The organism is Pantoea sp. X-Soil-ISGK-259, assembly GCF_059730705.1.
In genome coordinates, this window is the sequence record NZ_AP035987.1 from 291,586 (window position 1) to 310,629 (window position 19,044).

The following is a 19,044-nucleotide window of genomic DNA, read 5'->3' on the forward strand; positions in this document are numbered from 1 at the left end:
CAGTCGACCTGTTCCTCTCGCTCAACCCAATGGCAGAGTAAACCAGAAACGGCTGCCACCTTCCGGCCGGTTTTCTGCGCCTAACTCACCAGAATGCTTTTTGATGATCCCTTTGCTGATCGTTAATCCCATGCCCATACCGCTTTTTTTGGTGGTATAGAATGACTCAAAAAGCCGTTCCCGCACGTCATCACTTAATCCGCAGCCGCTATCCAGCACCTCAAACCGCAGCGTATCTGGGGTGGGATTCTCTGACGTCAGGCGCAATAGCGCCGCGCGCGGCAGATCGTCGGACATAGCATCGATCGCATTGATCACCAGATTCAGCAGCACCTGCTGGATCTGAACGCGGTCGCAGAAAATCTCTGCTTTAGCAGCCCTGAATTTAAGTTCCAGCGAGACACCCCGCCGTTCCAGCTCTACACGGGAAAGCGCCAGAATGTCACGGGCGATCAGATGGAGGTTTTCCAAAGCAAAGCACGATTCATGATTACGGGTCAGCGCCTGCAGGCCGCGAATAATCTCCCCGGCACGTTTGCCCTCTTTAATAATCTCATCTAAACCGCTGCTGGCGTTTTCCAGCATCAGCGGCTCACGCTTCAACCAGCGCAGGCTGGCACCCGCATTGGCCACGATAGACATCAGCGGCTGGCTGATTTCGTGAGCGATGGAGGCTGTCAATTGCCCGACGGTAGTGGCGCGCGTAACACGCGCCAGGTCTGCCTGCGCCATGCGCGCACTGTCTTCCGCCATACGCTGCGAGGTGATATCTGAAATGGTGCCAAAGTACTCTTTCACCTCAGGGAAATTGTTTACCGGCTCCCCAATACCTTTGATATAGCGACATTCACCGTCTGACCTGATTACCCGAAACTCTGCCTGCATGCTGCGTCCCTGACTGACGCTGTGCGTCACCAGTTCGCTGATAGATTCATAATCATCAGGATGAACGCGGGTCAGGAAGTCTGCCATCGACAGTCCATGTTGTTCGGCTGGCAGCCCCAGTATCCGGGCATATTCTTCAGAGACTATCATCATGTCCTCGGCTACTTCCCAGCGCCAGGTGCCGGTATGACTGATTTTCTCGCCCAGCATCAGCGAAGTCTTGCTGGCACGCAGCTGTTTCTCAACCCGACGCCGATGGTTGTTCTCCTCCAGCAGTTCCGCATAGAGTCGCGCCGTCTCCAGGGAAACAGCCGCCTGCGCGCTCAGGGTTTTTACAATGTGGGAATGCTCAGCGGTGAACGCATCGGGCATCAGGCGATTTTCCAGATAGAGCACCCCGACCATGTTGGCCTGCCTGAACATCGGCACACAAAGCACCGCCGCGCCTGAAGCCACCAGATAGGGGTCCTGACTGAACGGACTGAATACCTCCGGTTTACTGGTGCGAATCTCCTGACCCGTGCGGATCACTGCTGACAGCACCGATAGCGGCAGGTCATTTGCGTCAGGCCGCTCTTTGACAATCTGAACCCGCACGCCATCAGCCGTGCTTTCTGCCCAGGCCTGTGTCTCTGGCAGGTTGCCATCCAGAATCCGGATGAGGCGACAGCGCTGGGCACCTGCCCGCTCCAGCAGCATCCGCATCAGGGTGTGAATCAACCGATCAAGATTGATCTCTTCCGTCAGGGCGCGCACGGCGGTCAGCACGCTTTCCAGATCGTAGAAAGCGGCATCCTGCGTAAACGGAATCGTCGCCAGCGCACTGTTTTGCACCGGTGCGGCCAGGTGCGGATAGTGCTGCTCCATCTGGCGCACCATCGCCTGCGCTCCCCAGTTGTCCCAGCCTGTCATTGCTACTTTGATGTAGGCATCTGCCGCGGTATCGAGTTGCAAGGCTTTGCAGTAGCGGCCCGCCAGCTGATTGGCCAGCGCATGAATGTGCAGATATCCAGACTGCCGGGAAAGACGGATTGCATTTTCATACTGCTTCAGCGCCTCACCCGTGTCGCCCTCAAGCCGGGCGCACTCTGCCCTCAGCAAGGCATATTTGTCTGCAAACAAACCGGGATTAAGCTCCGTCCAGCCAGCAAACTTGTCGAGATGAATGCGCAGCGCGCTGCTATCAGTGGTTTCAGACAGCTGACTCAGGGAGAGTGCAGTATAAAAATGCATATCCATCATATAGATATAAGCAGGCACCGCGCTGATCAATGGCTGGATTTCTTCCAGACAGCGCAGCGCATCACGATATTCACCGGCATAGTAATGGGCCATTCCCCGATACAGGCCCGCCCAGAACTGCACCATCGCCTTATGGCCGGAGATCGGACCTGGCTCACTGCCGGCCACCAGCGGCAAAGCCTGGTCGCGCTCGCCTGCTCTGAACCCACTGCTGTTACGCAGTTGCATCACCAGCTGCTTTTGCATCAGCAGCACGTTCTCAACGTCGGGATAACCCGTTTTACGCGTAAAGGCGAGTCCGCGCTCAAGTGAGGTCATCACGGACTCCAGGTGATCGCCGCGTGTCAGCGTGTTCATGATTTGATGACGCAACGAAAGACAGGCAAAAGAGCGATCGCCATACTTCACCGCGACGCGAAAACTTTCTCGGGCACATTCAATGGCGACGTCCAGCGGCTGTGTCCAGATCCCCACCTGATCCAGCGGCAGCAGAGTACGGGCTTTATAACGGGTAAAGTCATACCGCTCCACCAGCTCGCGGGCCACCCGACCGCAGGCATAACTAAAATGCCAGGTCTGATACCGTTCTCCTGTCAGCACGCTGAACCAGGCCAGACCAAACGCAGAGGCACCGGTTATGCCGTGGTCCAGCGTCATCTGCAGCATCTGACAGACCAGGATTAAATGGAGCTTTGGGCAGTCATAGGCGGAGACAAATATGGTGCTGGCCATCAGGTTTAGCACCGACTCAACATCAGGATCGCTGTTAAGCGGCAGCCGGTTCAACGTATCCTGCGGTGAATCGCCGATTCGCGCCCGAATCGCCAGGCAGGCGGCGTCGATCTCCACGTCATCCGGATCCCTTTTGAGATGCACACCAAACACTGCCAGCCAGGCAAGCGCGGTTTCCAGCGCCAGATGGTTGTCAGACTGGCGCATATGGATTTCAGCAGAAAGACAGGCTGCCTTTGATTTTTCACCGAGCGTGCCTGGCTCACGTAGCAGCCGGGTACAGAGCGTTTGCGCTGACGTGAGATTACCGTTAAGAAACTCGCACTCCGCTTCATCAAAGCCCAGCATAAAGTCATTACCGGTCACCATTCGCAGGCTGAGTCGCTGGGCGGTGCGCAGATAGCGCAGCGCTGAGAGGTAATCTCCGGCGCGTTTCGACGCCTGCGCGGCTCGCAGACAAAGAGGATAATAACGTTCACGATCTGTCACAGTCAGTGGCAGCTCAGCAATCATCCCAATGTGATAAACCGCGCGGAACAGCGTCTCACTGTTATCCCCGCTTGCGACCGCTGCGGATAGCCAGACCGCTGCCTGCTGGTGAAGATGCTGTTGCTGCCGCAGGTCAGGCAATAATAACGCCGCGTTGTGCACGCGATCGTGCGTAAACGCGTAGTGCCCACCGGTCAGGGTGACAAAACGACCGCTGACAGCCGGTTCAAGTTGCTGCTGAATCAGCGTCACAGGCATCGCACTCAGCTGACCTAACAGCGAGAGCTCGCCACTGGCCCCCAAACAGGCCAGCGAACCCATGAGCTGCCGCGTGGTCTCTGGCATCCGTGCCAGCTGGCTTAACACCAGCGTGGCCACATTGTCGGTGTAACGACGCGCCATGAGCGCCTGACTGTCGTAATGCCATTTCGGCGGATTTTGACGAAAGTTAATCACCCCATCCTCTACCGCCTGCCGGAAGAACTCCTGCATCGAAAGGGGATTGCCGCCGGTTTTCTCGAAAAGGATCTGCGCCAGCTCGCGATTACCGCCAGGACGGGTATGCAGCATTTGCGCCAGCCAGCGGCCGATGCGTTTCACACTCAACGGCTGCGGCGTCAGCGCCACTACCCGCGGTGCGGCGGCCCTGATGCGCAGCAGAAATCCGGCAATCATCGGACAGGGCATTGATTCACCCTCCCTAAAGGCGAGCACCAGCATAAAGGGCAAATGCTCATTTCGGGTTATCAGGTTTTCCAGCAGTTGCAGCGTGGCAGGGTCTGCCCAATGTACGTCATCAATCAGCATAACCAGCGGACGGCCCGGCGTGGCGAAAGCCTGAACAAGCGCAGAGGCCATCTGCGTGAACTGCTCGCGGGCGTCCAGTGCATGGCGCACCACTGGCTGTAAATTCCCAATATTGAGCAGCTGTTTTAATTCAGGCACCAGCTCAATGGCTAAATCGACATAGCCGCCCAGCAGACGCAGCAACCGGCCCCGCCATTTTCTGACCTCTGGCGCTGACAACCCCAGCAGATAAAGCGTGACCGTGCGAAACGCGGAAGCCACAGCGGCAAAGGGTGCGGTCGGCGAATGTTGATCGGCCTTGCTGGCGGCCAGTAAAATCTGTCGGTGCTGCAGGGTTTTCAGGGCGCTCGCGATAATCGCGGACTTACCCGAACCAGGCACACCGCTGAGCATCACCAGGCTCTGTGTTCCAGTGCGGATGACCGTATCCAGCGTCGTCAGCAATACGCGAGCCTGCGGATGCTGACTGAACAGAGTCTCAGGCCGGAAACTGGTGTTAAAACGCTCCTGCAGTCCGGGCGTAAACGGCGCAATGGTGTTTTCACCTGTCAATGTGGCCTGACAGCGGCGAAGGTCGGCCATCAGCCCCTGCACGCTCTGATAACCGTCAGCGGGTGACTTTGCCAGCAGGCGTAGCAGAATCACCGAGAGCATCGGCGGCACATCGTCTCTGACCTGTTCAGCTGGCCGGGGCGCGCTGGCGATGTGATGATGAATCCACTCTGCTTCACCTGCGTCCGGTGAGCCAAAGGGTAGCTTGCCGGTCAGATACTCATATAACACCACGCCCAGACTGTAGAGATCGCTGAGGCTACTGACCGGATGTGGCGTGCGACCGGTGTGCTCAGGGGACATATAGGCCAGCGTGCCGCCTGAGGCGCGCAGGCTGTTTTTCTCTGCCGACTGCGCCGCCAGTGAGGCGAGTCCAAACCCGCCCAGCCGGAACCGTCCATCGTCAGTAATAAAAAAATGGCCTGGCTTGATATCCCCATGCACGATGCCCTGATGATGTGCCTGACCCAGCGTGTAGCAAAGCTGCAATGCCACCTGCAGGAAATCGGCGATTTTTTCGGGAGGCGTAGCAAGATTGTTAGCCAGGGTGCGAAATGGGAAGGTGGGATAAATCAGCGCATAACGATCAAGATAACGGGTCGTGCCGGTGGCGGTGATGGCCCAGCGTGGAGACAGATACGCAGCCAGAGCACGCTCATTTTTGAGCCGCTGGGTGGCCTGAAAAGTGACGTCGTCACTTTTACCCGTGGCGATGATCAGTGACTCACCCGACTGGCGGCGCGCCAGCATCCAGAGAAGACATCCCTCCTGTGCCAGCGGCATCAGGATGTCAAAATTTTCAATCGCGATCCCTGCGTCATCACTCTCCAGGGAAGTAACTGAAAGAAGGCTCATCAGCGCACATCTCCCTGAGATAACTCGCATCGGATCAGTGTCAGCAGCGTATCAACATCAATGGGCTTTCGCAAAAAAGTCATGGCCCCGAGCCCAATGGCATACCACAGCGTGGTTTCTTCCACATCTGCCGAGATAAAAATTACCGGCGGCAGATCAGCCCGCGCCTTGAGAAGGGTAAAAAGCTCAAACCCGGACATGCCCTTAAGTCCAACATCAATAATAAGCATACCCGCCTCTACCAGCGCATCGTCATCGGCCAGTAATGCCTCACCGGATTCAAATGATCGGGTTACGTAGCCGTCCGAATGCAACAGATTGCTCAGTCCACTGCGGACCGCGCGTTCATCATCGACGATGACAATACGCTGGGGAAACGTCATGCAGGTATCCTCTGGAACGCCTCACCGCGTGGCATGCGAGGACTTAAGGCGTGTTATCACCCTCGGGTGGCGGTGTCCCACTGATTTTTGGCATGCATTCATGGCGGAACCACTTCAGCGTCACCGGCTGTCGCCTGAACAGACGTTTACCCAGCGGTATTAACTGTTCACCCACCAGCATGCCAAACAGCCCTGCCAAAGCAATGACGGGCGGCGCCGGAGAGTTGACGTTGATCAGGGCATAGATTACCCCGGCGAGCAGGCCCACCGCGAGAGAAATAACGCAGGATTTCAACATGTTCAGCTTATCCGCGATAAGGATGAAACGGGATGAACATCAGGCTGAAGCAAGGCAATTGCAGGCTTTTGTGCGGGAGATACCGCATGCACCAGCGCCCCACCCAACAGCATCCCCAGCAGACCCAGCAGCGCAATCGCGGGCGGTGCCGGTGACCGCACCTTTAGCAGGCCATATAGCAGGCCAATAAGCACCCCGGCAGCCAGGGAAACAAGTAGAGGATTCATGACCAGCTCCTGTTATGCCACTCAGCTGATCGGCGATTTTCCGCCGATCAGCTGGATGCCTTAGCGTATCGGTGCGTGAACCGGCGCCAGGGTACGGTGTTCACTTTTCTGACGTGATGGTGCTTTATGCACCATGGTGTAGGCGTAATCGACACCAATGCCGTAAGCACCTGAATGTTCTTTGGCGATGTTCATCACCGCATCATAAGTGTCACGATTGGCCCAGTCACGCTGCCATTCCAGCATCACCTGCTGCCAGGTTACCGGCACCACACCCGCCTGAATCATGCGCTGCATCGCGTAGTCGTGTGCCTCTTTAGTCGTGCCGCCAGACGCGTCTGCCACCATGTAGATTTCGTAGCCGCCTTCCAGCATCGCGCAGAGCGCAAAACTGTTGTTGCACACTTCGGTCCAGAGGCCAGAAACCACGACTTTTTTCTTCCCGTTGGCGGCCAGCGCATCACGCACTTTCTGATCATCCCAGGAGTTCATTGAGCTGCGTTCCAGAATATCCAGCCCTGGAAACACATCCAGTAACTCCGGATAGGTGTGACCCGAGAAGCTTTCGGTTTCTACCGTGGTGATGATGGTGGGGATACTGAAGACTTTCGCCGCCTTCGCCAGCGCAACGGTGTTGTTTTTCAGCACCTGGCGATCGATGGATTGCACCCCAAAGGCCATCTGCGGCTGCTGGTCAATGAAGATGATCTGGCTGTTATGTGGCGTGAGGACTTCAAGCTTAGCGTTGGACATGCGTTCACCCATAGAGGTTATGTAACGAAATTTCCGCCAACCGGCGTGTGCAAAATGACGGTCAGTGCAGGTTTATCGCCCTGCTGCTGGCTGTCTGGTCGCAGTGTAGAGCGACCTGCAACAGCAAACTATTATCTCTGCGTATAACTATACGAAGGTATAGGTATCCCTCTGTATAACTAGACGCCCCGTTAGCCTGCTCACCATAATCCGGCTTATTCGTGCCCTGTTATCTGCGGCACTTCCTGTCCCGCACTAAGCCGGACACCCCCGATGAGGAGCATCTATGGTTACGCTCGGTAAAGCAGAACTGATACTGACCCATGGCAAATTTCATACCGTTGACCGCAGTAATCCAGTGGCAGAAGCGGTTGCGATTCGCGATGGCAAGTTCGTGGCGGTCGGCACGCTGGCAGAGGCGATGGAATTTCACTGCGACGGCACCAAAGTGGTCGATCTTAAGGGCCACACGGCCGTGCCCGGCCTGAACGATTCACACCTGCATCTGATTCGCGGGGGGCTGAATTACAACCTTGAACTGCGCTGGGAAGGCGTGCCATCGGTTGCGGATGCCTTGCGGATGCTGAAAGAGCAGGCGCTGCGTACCCCTTCGCCGCAGTGGGTTCGCGTAGTAGGAGGCTGGACTGAATTCCAGTTTGCCGAGCGCCGGATGCCGACGCTGGATGAGATCAACGAAGCAGCACCGGACACGCCGGTTTTCGTGCTGCACCTCTATGACCGCGCCCTGCTCAATCGCGCCGCTCTGAAAGTGGTGGGCTACACCAAAGAGACGCCAAACCCGCCGGGTGGCGAAATCCAGCGCGACAGCAACGGCAATCCCACCGGTCTGCTGATCGCCCGCCCTAATGCAATGATCCTCTACGCCACGCTGGCGAAAGGACCGAAACTGCCGCTGGAACAGCAGGTCAACTCCACCCGCCAGTTTATGCGTGAGCTGAACCGTCTGGGTCTGACCAGCGCCATTGATGCGGGCGGCGGCTTCCAGAACTATCCCGAAGATTACGAAGTGATTGCTGAGCTGCATCAGAAAAAGCAGATGACGCTGCGTATCGCCTACAACCTTTTCACGCAGCGTCCGGGCCATGAGCTGGAAGATTTTGAAAAGTGGACGGACATGCTGACGCCAGGTCAGGGCAGCGACTATTTCCGTCACAACGGCGCAGGGGAAATGCTGGTCTTCTCGGCAGCTGACTTCGAAGATTTCCTGGAGCCTCGTCCGGATTTAGCCCCTGGCATGGAAGACGAGCTGGAGCGCGTGGTGCGTCATCTGGTTGAGCATCGCTGGCCTTTCCGTCTGCATGCGACCTATGACGAGTCGATCAGCCGGATGCTGGATGTGTTCGAAAAAGTGAATCGTGATATTCCGTTCAATGGCCTGCACTGGTTCTTTGACCATGCGGAAACCATTACTCAGCGTAATATCGATCGCATTAAAGAGTTGGGCGGTGGCATTGCCGTGCAGCATCGCATGGCGTTCCAGGGTGAATACTTTGCTGAGCGCTACGGCATAGAAGCCACCCGCCATACCCCGCCGGTTCAGAAAATGCTGGAGACCGGCGTGCCGGTCGGGCTGGGCACCGATGCGACTCGCGTTGCCAGCTACAACCCCTGGACCGCGCTCTACTGGCTGGTTTCTGGCCGCACCGTGGGCGGCATGCAGATGTATGATGTCAGTGCCCGCCTTGATCGTGAAACGGCGCTGATGCTCTGGACGCAGGGCAGCGCCTGGTTCTCCAGCGAGCAAGGCAAAAAAGGCCAGCTTAAGATTGGACAACTGGCGGACCTGGCGGTGCTGAGTAAAGACTTTTTCAGCGTCCCGGAAGAGGAGATCAAAGGCATTGAGTCAGTGCTGACCGTGGTGGATGGCAATATCGTCTATGCCGCAGGATCGTTCAGCGCAGATGCGCCGCCTGCGATTCCGATCCTGCCGGAGTGGTCACCGGTGGTAAATGTGCCGGGTCACTATCGCAGTGCTCCGCCGGTTGCGCAGAGCCGTGCAGGCATGATGCCCGCCGTCCACCACTGCAGCGGCCCGTGCGGTGTTCATCGCCACTCGCATGAGATCGCCCGTGGATCCAGCGTACCCGTTGCCGAAGATAACGCCTTCTGGGGCGCGCTCGGCTGCAGCTGCTTCGCGTTTTAATCATGAACTATGCTACCGCTCTTTCGCCCCGCATCAACGCGGGGCTGTTCTTCCTGCGCCTGACCGGCAGCCTGCTGTTGTTACAGGTACATGGGCTGCCGAAAATTCTGCATTTCAGCGAAGAACTGACGCGCATCGAAGATCCCTTCGGGCTGGGACCGATGATGAGCCTGCTGCCCGCTATCGTGGCGGAAGTCATCTGCCCGATTTTCATTATTATCGGCTGGGGAAGCCGGATTGCCTGTCTGCCGATTATCGCGGTACTGCTGGTTGCAATGCTGGTAGTCCACCCTGGCTGGTCACTGGCGGAAGGCCAGTTCGGCTGGCTGCTGCTGATTATCTTTACCACGCTGGCGCTGACCGGGCCAGGCGGCTGGCGCATCGGCGCAGCGAAACCTAAGGGGAGGCGTTATGGCACAGGTTAATGATATTCATCAGGTTGAGCAGGAACAGCCTGATGTACGGCCCACTAATGAGGTTTCGCCGTTACAGCCACTGCGTCAGCCGGTGTTCCGTATGTTATGGATCGCCACTGTGGTTTCAAATATCGGATCATGGATGAATGATGTCGGCGTGAACTGGACCATGCTGACGCTGAGTGCCGATCCTCTGGCCGTGGCGCTGGTGCAGGCAGCCAGCAGCCTGCCGATGTTTCTCTTTGCACTGCCCTCCGGGGTGATGGCGGACATCGTTGACCGCCGTAAATATTTGCTGTTTTCCCAACTGTGGACGTTTACCGCCGCCGCCGGGCTGACTGTACTGGCGTGGACAGGCCATGTGACACCCGGCGTGCTGCTGGCCGCTGCCTTTTTGCTGAGCGCGGGTGCCGCCATGAGTTCGCCGCCGTTCCAGGCGATCGTGCCGGATCTGGTGACCAAACCGGAGCTCGGGCCTGCCATTGCCCTTAACTCCCTGGGCATTAATATCAGTCGCGCTATCGGACCGGCACTGGGTGGCCTGATCCTGTCGTTCGCCGGCCCCTGGATGGTCTTCCTGCTTAATGCACTGTCAGTGCTGGGTGTCACCTGGGTGCTCTGGCGCTGGAAAGCGGAGCCGAGCGTCCAGCGTCTTCCGCCCGAACACTTCTTCCCGGCGGTACGGGCAGGTCTTCGCTACGTTCATGCGGCACCGGTCTTACGTAACGTGCTGGTGCGAACCTTCTCGTTTTTCCTGTTTGGCAGCGCGGGCTGGGCATTGCTGCCGCTGGTGGCACGTCGTGAACTGGGCCTCGGCCCTGGCGGCTACGGCATCATGCTGGCCTGCATCGGGGTCGGCGCGATTACCGGCGCGGTGCTGCTGCCGCGTTTGCGTCGTCACTTAAGCTCCGATCGCCTGATGGTGCTCGCCAGTCTTCTCTTCGCCCTGACCATGCTGGCGCTGGCCTTTGTGCGGCACTTCTGGCTGCTGAATGCGTTTGAGTTCTTCACCGGCTTTGCCTGGATCGCGGTGCTGTCGACGCTGAATCTTGGCGCACAGCGTAGCGCCGCGAAATGGGTGAAAGCGCGTGCGCTGGCGGTCTATCTGACGGTGTTCTTTGGATCGATGACCGCAGGCAGCGCCCTCTGGGGACAGCTCGCCTCGCACTTCGGCATTCCGCTGTCGCTCTGCGTCGCCGCGCTGGGGATGGTGCTCGCCAGCAGCACCGTCTGGCGCTGGCGTCTCGATCAGGATCCCGATCTCAATCTCGATATGGTTGGCGATGGCGTTAATGCGCCTGCACTGGATATCCGTCATGAACGAGGGCCAGTGATGGTAAATTACGAATACCGGATTACTATTGATGATGCACATGCCTTTACCGTCTGCATGCAGGATATGCGGCGGGTCAGACGTCGTGGTGGCGCCATCAACTGGTCACTTTATGAAGATATCCTGCAGCCCGGTATTTTCGTCGAGACGTTTGTGGTCGGCTCCTGGGTCGAGCATCTGCGTCAGAAAGAGCGCTACACCATCAACGACAAAAAGATAGAGCGGCGGGTTTTCGCTTTTCATCAGGGTGAAAATCTCCCCGAGGTTCGCTATCTGGTGGCGCCAGTGTGACTGGCTACACCTTCTCATCATTCATCACGTCATACAGAGGGCAATACCATGAGCACCTTTAAAACGACCGACGGTACACAGATCTACTTTAAAGACTGGGGAACCGGTAAGCCTGTTTTGTTCAGCCACGGCTGGCCGCTGGATGCCGACATGTGGGACAGCCAGATGAACTTTCTGGCCGACCATGGCTATCGGGTGATTGCATTTGACCGCCGTGGCTTTGGCCGCTCAGATCAGCCCTGGAACGGCAATAACTACGATACCTTTGCGTCGGACATCAACGACCTGATCACCCATCTTGACCTGCAGAACGTGACGCTGGTGGGCTTCTCTATGGGTGGCGGTGACGTCACGCGTTATATCGGCAGCTATGGCAGCGATCGCGTCGGGGCGCTGGTGCTGCTCGGTGCCGTTACACCTATCTTTGGCAAAACGGCAGACTATCCGCAGGGTGTCGATATGTCGGTGTTCGAAGGCATTCGTGATGGCCTGCTCAAGGATCGCGCGCAGTTTATCAAAGAGTTCGCGACGCCGTTCTACGGCACTAATGCCGGACAGACCGTCTCCGATGGTGTCATGACGCAGACGCTGAACATCGCGCTGCTGGCCTCACTCAAAAGTACCGTGGATTGCGTGACCGCCTTCGCGGAGACCGATTTCCGTGCCGACGTGGCGAAAGTGAATGTGCCGACACTGGTCATTCATGGCAGCAACGACCAGGTCGTGCCGTTTGAAACCACCGGCAAGGTTGCGGCGGAGATGATTGAGGGTGCTGAACTCAGGATCTATGACAATGCGCCACATGGTTTCGCCGTGACGCATCAGGATCAGCTGAATCAGGATCTGCTGGCGTTCCTTAACGCGCAGTGATGCAAAAAACTGCGCGACTTTCGCCGCGCAGTTTTCGTTTTATCGGGTTGGATGATTCACTTCATTCGGACGCAGGTCGAATAACAGCACCTCTGCGCCTTCACCATGACTGAACGACAGCGTTTTCTCGTCGCGAACCCGCGCACCATCTCCGGCATTAAACTGCAGGCCATTGACTCTGACACTGCCACGCGCCACATGAATATAGGCGTAGCGATCGTCCGGGAGTGTAATAGTCTGCTGCTCATCGCCCTGGAACAGTCCTGCATAGATGCGAATATCCTGGCGTACCCGTAATGCCCCATTTTCACCGTCCGGCGAAATAATCAGCCGCAGATTACCGCGCTTATCTGCTTCGCTGACGGAGATCTGCTGATAACCTGGCGGAGTGTTTTTCTCTGCGGGTACCACCCAGATTTGCAGGAAATGCACACCCTCGGTGCCGGAGTGGTTGAACTCGCTGTGGGTCACACCGCTACCGGCACTCATCAGTTGCACATCGCCAGGGACAATCACCGAACCGGTTCCCATTGAGTCTTTGTGCTCAAGCGCCCCTTCCAGCACATAAGAGATAATCTCCATGTTGCTGTGCGGATGGGCGCCAAAACCCCGTCCTTTGGCAACCCGGTCATCATTAATCACCAGCAGATCGGAGAAGCCCGCCTGTTTCGGATCCCAGTAGTTTGCAAAAGAGAAGGTGTGACGTGAATTCAGCCAGCCGTGATCGCCCACACCGCGTTGCTCTGACAATCTTTGCTCAATCATATTCTGCCCCTTCGTTGATTCGGGAAGTGCGAATGCCCTTCGATGGAAACAGCATATAAGTAAACCTGAGTGCCACACAATGACCTGATCTGGCAATCACTGTCTCATTTAGGTGGACAATATGAGCGACAATATCCCGATGAAGGGTATGCGGGTGAGGCGTTCAGCTGCTGGCTCGCACCACCAGCTCACCCTGCATAATCACAGATTGCGGCGGCGCGTCGGGCCAGGCAATTTTCTGCAACACCAGCTCACAGGCGCGACGACCAATCTCCTTTGAGGGCTGAGCCAGTGTGGTCAGCGGGGGTGAGACCATGCTGGCCAGTTCGCTGCCGTCAAACCCCACCACGGCGATATCCTGAGGGATCCGCAGTCCCGCCTGCTGAATCGCCGCCATCGCACCGGCGGCCAGCGTATCGCAAACCGCAAACACCGCGTCAGGCCGGCTTTCAGCAGCAAGCAGTTGATTCATTGCTGCTTTACCGGCACTGAAACTCAGTGCACTGGCATACGCGATGGCCTGCCAGCTCAGTTGCTGTTCATCAAGCTCTGTGGTGTAGCCCTGCTGACGCAGGCGGGCATAACGGTAGCTCAGGTCGTGATTGATCAGCGCGATGCGCTTTCGTCCCTGCCTGGCAAGATAGTGCACCACGGACTGCGCAGCGGCTTCATCATCAATGCCGACGCAGGAGATCTGGCCGTTATCATCATGTTCGGCGCACTGAACCCAGGGTGCCGAACCTATCAGCTGACTCAGTTCCGGGAGTTTGCTGAAGGCATCCATGGTGATGATGCCATCCACCATCTTGCCGGAGAGCAGTTGCAGACTGGACCGTGAACGGGCGATGTCCGCGCCGGAGTTACATAACAGGATGCGATAGCCGTTTTTCTCCGCCTGCTCCTCAATGCCTTTGACAACCTCAGCGCAAAACGGGTTGGAGATATCTGAAACCAGCACAAGGATCATTGAACTGCGCGCTGTACGCAACTGACGTGCCAGCAGATTGGGCTGATAGTTGCTCTCTTCAATTGCCGCGAGGACTTTCTGGCGATTAGCTGGTTTCACGCTGTCGCTGTTATTCAGCACTCTTGAAACGGTAGCGACCGAGACGCCCGCCATCCGGGCGATTCTCTGTATAGACATAGCGCTCCTTCTGTTTGAATCCGTGCAGATCGCCCACATAACACAGCCGCTGAATCTGCAAAATGGCCTCAGGTGTCACGATCCAGGCCCAACTGATGGCGTACTGATGGGCCGTTCTCTGCCAGAGCAAAATCATCAAAAGCGCGATCAGACACCGGAATGATATGCCGGCGGATAAACTCCGCGCCTTCACGCGCACCCGTCTCGCTATCCTTCAGGCAACACTCCCACTCCAGTACTGCCCATCCGTCATAGCCATACTGCGCCAGCTTGCTGAAGATACGGCTGAAGTCGATCTGACCATCGCCAGGCGATCGAAACCGTCCGGCGCGGGCCAGCCAGGGCTGATAGCCGCCGTAAACGCCGCTGCGCCCGTTAAGCTGATACTCAGCATCCTTAACGTGAAAGGCTTTGATGCGCGAATGATAAAGGTCGATGAATTGCAGATAATCGATGTGTTGCAGCAGGAGATGGCTGGGATCGAACAGGATATTGCAGCGCGGGTGGTGATTAACCTCCGCCAGAAAACGCTCAAACGTGACACCGTCATGCAGGTCTTCGCCGGGATGAATTTCATAACAGAGGTCAATGCCGTGATGGTCAAACATATCCAGCACCGGCAGCCAGCGGCGCGCCAGCTCAGCAAACGCCTCATCAAACAGCGCGTCATGCTGCGGTGGCCACGGGTAAAACCAGGGCCAGGCGAGCGAGCCGGAGAACGTGGCATGCGCACGCAGGCCGAGCTTCTCTGAGGCAGCCGCAGCCCTCTTCAGTGTGGCAATAGCCCACTCAGTGCGCCGGGCCGGATCGCCACGTAATGCCGCCGGGGCAAAATTATCAAATGCCAGCTCGTAGGCCGGATTAACCGCTACCAGTTGACCTTCAAGATGGGTAGAAAGCTCGCTGATCTCCAGTCCGAAACCGGCCAGCACCCCTCGCACCTCGTCACAGTACGTCTGACTCTCCGCCGCCTTTTTAAGATCGAAAATAGCAGGCTGATGACAGGGGATCTGCAGTGCCTGATATCCCAGCCCGGCGGCCCACTTCCCCAGCCCCTCCAGCGAGTTAAACGGCGGCTGCGGGGTGATGAACTGTGCCAGGAAGATGCCCGGTCCCTTAATTGTTCTCATCATTAACTCCTGTGTCCTGCTATTGCCTAATCACGGTATTTGAACGAGAAGAAGAAGATAATCGCAATCAGCGCTGCAGCAATCGCGGGGATCCACCAGAATAACGCCCAGCTCTGGGCTGTGGCATTGCCCGCCACCAGATGGTTGTACAGAGAACCGGAGATTTGGGATCCCAGCAGCATGCCAATGCCGTAGGTGAACATCACCACCATGCTCTGCGCCTGACCTTTCACCTTTTCACCGGCAATCCGATCGGTGTAGATAAATCCCACCACGAAGAAAAAGTCGTAACAGACACCATGCAACAGGATGCCGAGGTAGATCAGCGTGCGCGTCTCATCGCTCATGCCCAGCGCGAACAGGGCGTAGCGAACAAACCACGCCATCATCCCAATCAGCAGCATGGTTTTGACGCCGAGGCGACGAAACAGCAGCGGGATGATCAGCATGAACAGAATTTCAGACATCTGTCCCAGTGACATCAGCGTGCTGACGTCCCGGATACCGGCATCCGCCAGCCACGAGGCGGTGAAGGCGTAATAGGTGCCCAGCGGAATGGAAATCAGCGTGGCGCACAGAGCAAAGACCATGAAATGACGCTGTCGCAGCAGTGCGAAGGCGTCCGCACAGAAGAGATCGCGGACTTTCAACGGCAAACCTTTGGCTGGTGCCGGCGTATGCGGCAGCGTCAGGCTGTAAATCGCCAGCAGTATCGAGCAGAGCGCCGCCAGCTGAAACACCGCCACGCTGTCAGCAATGCCGGTCACGCCGATAAAGATCCCCGCCACGATCCAGCCGATGGTGCCGAAGACTCTGACGATGGGGAAACTCCGCTCACTGCTGGCGAGGCTGTGAAAGGCGATGTTATTTGAGAGTGCCAGCGTCGGCATAAAGCAGAGCGTATAGCCAAATAACAGTGCGATTAGCAGCGCGCCGTTCTCCGCAATCAGCGCCTGTGGCACAAACCAGAGGATGGCTGCGCCCGCCAGGTTCATCACGGCCATGACTTTTTGCGAAGGGAAAAAGCGATCCACCAGCATGCCGAGCACAAACGGCGAGAGAATTGAGGCGATAGGTCCAGCTGAAAACGCATCACCAATCAGCAACGGCATATTGTGTCGGGTCATCACCAGCCCCAGCGTGACCGACCAGCTGCCCCAGATAAAAAACTGCATAAACATCATGAGAGAGAGTCGCGGCACCAGCAGCTTATGCTGCACCCGCTGGCCTGCGCGCGCCTGCACCGTTGTAATCATGGGAACCTCGTGAATAAGTAATCGATTACTTTTTGATGGTGTGAAAGTAATCGATTACCGTAACAGGTTCTCCTGCCCCGATCACAAATTATTCACCCTGCGTTATCATCCGGGTATCAACGATGCCAGACGACGGTGTCGTGAGGTCAACCGGTGGCATCAACCACCCGCGCTTTCCGGAAGCGATATCGCTCATACAACACCGAATAGAGACCGCCGATCACCACCAGAATTGCACCGATAACGGTGGTGGAAGTCGGCAGATTACCCAAAAGCAGATAGCCCACCGCCACCGACCAGATCAACGTCGTGTAATCAAACGGCGCCAGCAGTGAGGCTTCGGCGTACCGCAGGCTCAGAGTCATCAGGATCTGCGTGATACCGCCCAGCAGTCCACATCCCACCAGTAATGCCAGCTGGTTACCCTGAGGGACTTTCCAGCCGCCCGGAAGCGTAACCAGCGACGTTAGCGCCGTGGTGACAGCAAACCAGAATGCGATAGCACCGGGCTTCTCTTTCCCGTTAAGAAACCGAATCTGAACCAGCGCACAGGCAGTACATAAGGCTGCCATTAACGCCAGCAGAATGCCCACTGAGGATGAGAGCGAGAATGTGGCCTGACTCGTCAGGGTAAGATGCCCGGAGAACATCACCAGGATGCCGCTAAAACCGGTGAAAACCGCCACCCAGCGATGGTGCCGGACTTTTTCACGCAGAAACAATGCCGCCAGTAGCACGGTAAAAAGCGGCGCAGCATAGTTAATCGCAGTGGCATCGGTCAGGGAAATGTAGAGCAGCGACAGATAACTGAAATAGAGGCCGCCGGTTCCGGCCAGTCCTCGCACAAAATGTCCGCGGATATTCCGGGTGCGAATGCCATCCAGGATGCTGCCCTGAAAACCTAGCCAGATTAACAGTGGAACCAATGCCAGCACCGAACGGAAAAATATCACTTCACCGACCGGGATTGCGCCATCCAGTCCTTTTACACAAGCCAGCATCAGCGTTGAACTTAACGCAGCTGTGATCTTCATCGCTATGCCAGCGGAAGCGTTCATAGGGTTTTTGATCTCATCATGGGGAAAATTAGCAGGAGAATCAGCACTCTCAACCACCATACTGGCACAATGCGATGCTGTGATCTGCCGTGATTGCGTTACAGACGGCATTTTATATTTTTTTGCCGTCGCGTCACGGCATGAACTGGCATGTGGATCGGCGTCCCTGCTGGTACACTCTTCCTTCTGCCCTGCTCTATGGGCCGCTTCTCTAAGGAACAGGAGTCTCCGATGTCCACGCTGCGTTTACTGCTATCTGAATCTAACGACCCCTGGTTTAATCTGGCGGTAGAAGAGTGCATTTTCCGGCAGATGCCCGCCACCCAGCGCGTGCTATTTTTGTGGCGTAATGCGGAAACGGTGGTAATCGGACGGGCGCAAAATCCGTGGAAAGAGTGCAACACGCGACGTATGGAAGAAGATGGTATCCTGCTGGCGCGTCGCAGCAGCGGCGGTGGCGCGGTATTTCACGACCTCGGCAACTGCTGTTTTACCTTCATGGCTGGCAAGCCGGAGTATGATAAAAGCGTCTCGACCGCCATTATCCTGCGTGCACTTAACGCGCTGGATGTCCCGGCGGAAGCGTCCGGACGTAACGATTTAGTGGTCAACACCGCTGAGGGACTGCGTAAAATCTCCGGTTCCGCCTACCGCGAAACACCGGACCGGGGTTTTCATCACGGCACTATCCTGATGGATGCCGATCTAAGCAGGCTGGCGGACTACCTTAATCCTGATGTGAAAAAATTGCAGGCCAAAGGGATTACGTCGGTCCGCGCAAGGGTAACCAATCTGGCAGAATTAGCACCGGGTATCAGCTATCAGGCGATCTGCTCAGCAGTGACTGACGCCTTTTTCGATCATTACGGAGAACGTTGTGAACCAGAGATGATTTCGCCTGAAGCCTTGCCCGACCTGCCGGGTTTCACAGAACAGTTCGCGCGGCAGAGTAGCTGGGCGTGGAATTTCGGTCAGGCACCTGACTTCTCGCATCTGCTTGACCAGCGTTTTGCCTGGGGCGGTGTGGAAATCCACTTCGATGTTGAACGTGGCGTGATCACTCGTTGTCAGATTTTCAGCGACAGTCTCAATCCTGCGCCGCTTGAAGCACTGGCGCAACGGATGCAAAACGTCACTTACCGCCCAGACGCCCTTGAACCGGTACTGAGTCAGCTGGTTGCGGATTTCCCGTTGCAACAGGCAGAGCTGACAGAATTGCAGCACTGGCTGGTCGCCAGCCTACGCTGAACAGTTGTTTTCATTTGCCCGTTTAGAAATCTGTCGCGGGCCATCTTCTCCTTAACAGCATTCCGTAAAAGACAAACGCAAAAAACCCGCACAAGGCGGGTTTTTATTAATTATCAATTTCAGGCTTATCTGCTCAGGCTGTTGCC

General features: G+C 56.7%; 15 protein-coding genes. 5 read left to right on the forward strand and 10 right to left on the reverse strand.

The features are described from left to right. Window positions 1–21 precede the first annotated feature (21 nt). Genes AC6I77_RS20585 through AC6I77_RS20605 form a run of 5 tightly spaced genes read right to left on the reverse strand, consistent with a single transcriptional unit; the run spans window position 22 to window position 7,223 of the window. On the reverse strand, window positions 22–5,562 hold the full coding sequence (locus AC6I77_RS20585; protein WP_497817285.1) for a trifunctional serine/threonine-protein kinase/ATP-binding protein/sensor histidine kinase: 5,541 nt from the start codon (window positions 5,560–5,562) through the stop codon (window positions 22–24). Continuing rightward, window positions 5,562–5,945, reverse strand: a complete 384-nt coding sequence (locus tag AC6I77_RS20590; RefSeq protein WP_003855179.1) for a response regulator transcription factor — start codon at window positions 5,943–5,945, stop codon at window positions 5,562–5,564. Before AC6I77_RS20590 ends, AC6I77_RS20585 begins: the two co-directional genes overlap by 1 nt. Window positions 5,946–5,988: 43 nt before the next feature. Continuing rightward, on the reverse strand, window positions 5,989–6,243 hold the full coding sequence (locus tag AC6I77_RS20595) for a XapX domain-containing protein (RefSeq protein ID WP_105099722.1): 255 nt from the start codon (window positions 6,241–6,243) through the stop codon (window positions 5,989–5,991). 2 nt (window positions 6,244–6,245) lie between these two features. Beyond that, window positions 6,246–6,470, reverse strand: a complete 225-nt coding sequence (locus tag AC6I77_RS20600) for a XapX domain-containing protein (RefSeq protein WP_105099721.1) — start codon at window positions 6,468–6,470, stop codon at window positions 6,246–6,248. Window positions 6,471–6,530: 60 nt separating this feature from the next. After that, complete coding sequence (locus tag AC6I77_RS20605) at window positions 6,531–7,223, reverse strand: hydrolase (protein WP_033742913.1); 693 nt, start codon at window positions 7,221–7,223, stop codon at window positions 6,531–6,533. Between the two features lie 286 nt (window positions 7,224–7,509). Between AC6I77_RS20605 and AC6I77_RS20610 the strand changes: the two genes are divergently transcribed. From AC6I77_RS20610 to AC6I77_RS20625, 4 genes are read left to right on the forward strand one after another with little or no spacing between them, the layout of a single operon-like run. Further along, complete coding sequence (locus tag AC6I77_RS20610) at window positions 7,510–9,387, forward strand: amidohydrolase (protein WP_003855185.1); 1,878 nt, start codon at window positions 7,510–7,512, stop codon at window positions 9,385–9,387. A 2-nt stretch (window positions 9,388–9,389) separates the two neighbouring features. Next, entirely contained in the window at window positions 9,390–9,812 is a 423-nt protein-coding gene (locus AC6I77_RS20615; RefSeq protein WP_497817286.1) for a DoxX family protein, read from the forward strand. Further along, window positions 9,799–11,427 (forward strand): MFS transporter, encoded by a 1,629-nt coding sequence (locus AC6I77_RS20620; RefSeq protein ID WP_497817287.1) that lies wholly within the window; start codon window positions 9,799–9,801, stop codon window positions 11,425–11,427. The genes AC6I77_RS20615 and AC6I77_RS20620 overlap by 14 nt, the downstream gene beginning before the upstream one ends. Window positions 11,428–11,475: 48 nt before the next feature. Then, window positions 11,476–12,297 carry an alpha/beta fold hydrolase gene (locus tag AC6I77_RS20625; protein WP_003855192.1) on the forward strand — a complete coding sequence of 274 codons (822 nt, stop codon included), beginning with the start codon at window positions 11,476–11,478 and terminating at the stop codon, window positions 12,295–12,297. 39 nt (window positions 12,298–12,336) lie between these two features. Here AC6I77_RS20625 and AC6I77_RS20630 read toward each other — a convergent pair whose 3' ends face one another. The 5 genes from AC6I77_RS20630 to AC6I77_RS20650 form a co-directional block, all read right to left on the reverse strand. Then, window positions 12,337–13,062, reverse strand: coding sequence for a pirin family protein (locus AC6I77_RS20630; RefSeq protein ID WP_003855194.1), 726 nt, complete (start codon window positions 13,060–13,062; stop codon window positions 12,337–12,339). A gap of 163 nt (window positions 13,063–13,225) precedes the next feature. Continuing rightward, entirely contained in the window at window positions 13,226–14,206 is a 981-nt protein-coding gene (locus tag AC6I77_RS20635) for a LacI family DNA-binding transcriptional regulator (RefSeq protein WP_105099717.1), read from the reverse strand. A 68-nt stretch (window positions 14,207–14,274) separates the two neighbouring features. After that, window positions 14,275–15,336, reverse strand: coding sequence for a sugar phosphate isomerase/epimerase family protein (locus tag AC6I77_RS20640; RefSeq protein ID WP_497817348.1), 1,062 nt, complete (start codon window positions 15,334–15,336; stop codon window positions 14,275–14,277). 26 nt (window positions 15,337–15,362) lie between these two features. Then, window positions 15,363–16,592 (reverse strand): MFS transporter, encoded by a 1,230-nt coding sequence (locus AC6I77_RS20645; protein ID WP_105099716.1) that lies wholly within the window; start codon window positions 16,590–16,592, stop codon window positions 15,363–15,365. Between the two features lie 146 nt (window positions 16,593–16,738). After that, window positions 16,739–17,650 carry a DMT family transporter gene (locus AC6I77_RS20650; RefSeq protein ID WP_105099830.1) on the reverse strand — a complete coding sequence of 304 codons (912 nt, stop codon included), beginning with the start codon at window positions 17,648–17,650 and terminating at the stop codon, window positions 16,739–16,741. Window positions 17,651–17,881: 231 nt separating this feature from the next. On the opposite strand from AC6I77_RS20650, the gene lplA reads away from it, so the two are divergent. Beyond that, complete coding sequence (gene lplA / locus AC6I77_RS20655; RefSeq protein ID WP_497817288.1) at window positions 17,882–18,898, forward strand: lipoate--protein ligase; 1,017 nt, start codon at window positions 17,882–17,884, stop codon at window positions 18,896–18,898. Window positions 18,899–19,044 lie beyond the last annotated feature (146 nt).

Bases quoted from the DNA above. Each gene is read 5' to 3' on its own strand.
- AC6I77_RS20640 (WP_497817348.1), bottom strand. From the start codon at position 15,336: ATGAGAACAATTAAGGGACCGGGCATCTTCCTGGCACAGTTCATCACC.
- AC6I77_RS20625 (WP_003855192.1), top strand. From the start codon at position 11,476: ATGAGCACCTTTAAAACGACCGACGGTACACAGATCTACTTTAAAGAC.
- AC6I77_RS20650 (WP_105099830.1), bottom strand. From the start codon at position 17,650: ATGAACGCTTCCGCTGGCATAGCGATGAAGATCACAGCTGCGTTAAGT.
- AC6I77_RS20600 (WP_105099721.1), bottom strand. From the start codon at position 6,470: ATGAATCCTCTACTTGTTTCCCTGGCTGCCGGGGTGCTTATTGGCCTG.
- AC6I77_RS20620 (WP_497817287.1), top strand. From the start codon at position 9,799: ATGGCACAGGTTAATGATATTCATCAGGTTGAGCAGGAACAGCCTGAT.
- AC6I77_RS20630 (WP_003855194.1), bottom strand. From the start codon at position 13,062: ATGATTGAGCAAAGATTGTCAGAGCAACGCGGTGTGGGCGATCACGGC.
- lplA (WP_497817288.1), top strand. From the start codon at position 17,882: ATGTCCACGCTGCGTTTACTGCTATCTGAATCTAACGACCCCTGGTTT.
- AC6I77_RS20590 (WP_003855179.1), bottom strand. From the start codon at position 5,945: ATGACGTTTCCCCAGCGTATTGTCATCGTCGATGATGAACGCGCGGTC.
- AC6I77_RS20605 (WP_033742913.1), bottom strand. From the start codon at position 7,223: ATGTCCAACGCTAAGCTTGAAGTCCTCACGCCACATAACAGCCAGATC.
- AC6I77_RS20595 (WP_105099722.1), bottom strand. From the start codon at position 6,243: ATGTTGAAATCCTGCGTTATTTCTCTCGCGGTGGGCCTGCTCGCCGGG.
- AC6I77_RS20645 (WP_105099716.1), bottom strand. From the start codon at position 16,592: ATGATTACAACGGTGCAGGCGCGCGCAGGCCAGCGGGTGCAGCATAAG.
- AC6I77_RS20585 (WP_497817285.1), bottom strand. From the start codon at position 5,562: ATGAGCCTTCTTTCAGTTACTTCCCTGGAGAGTGATGACGCAGGGATC.
- AC6I77_RS20635 (WP_105099717.1), bottom strand. From the start codon at position 14,206: ATGTCTATACAGAGAATCGCCCGGATGGCGGGCGTCTCGGTCGCTACC.
- AC6I77_RS20615 (WP_497817286.1), top strand. From the start codon at position 9,390: ATGAACTATGCTACCGCTCTTTCGCCCCGCATCAACGCGGGGCTGTTC.
- AC6I77_RS20610 (WP_003855185.1), top strand. From the start codon at position 7,510: ATGGTTACGCTCGGTAAAGCAGAACTGATACTGACCCATGGCAAATTT.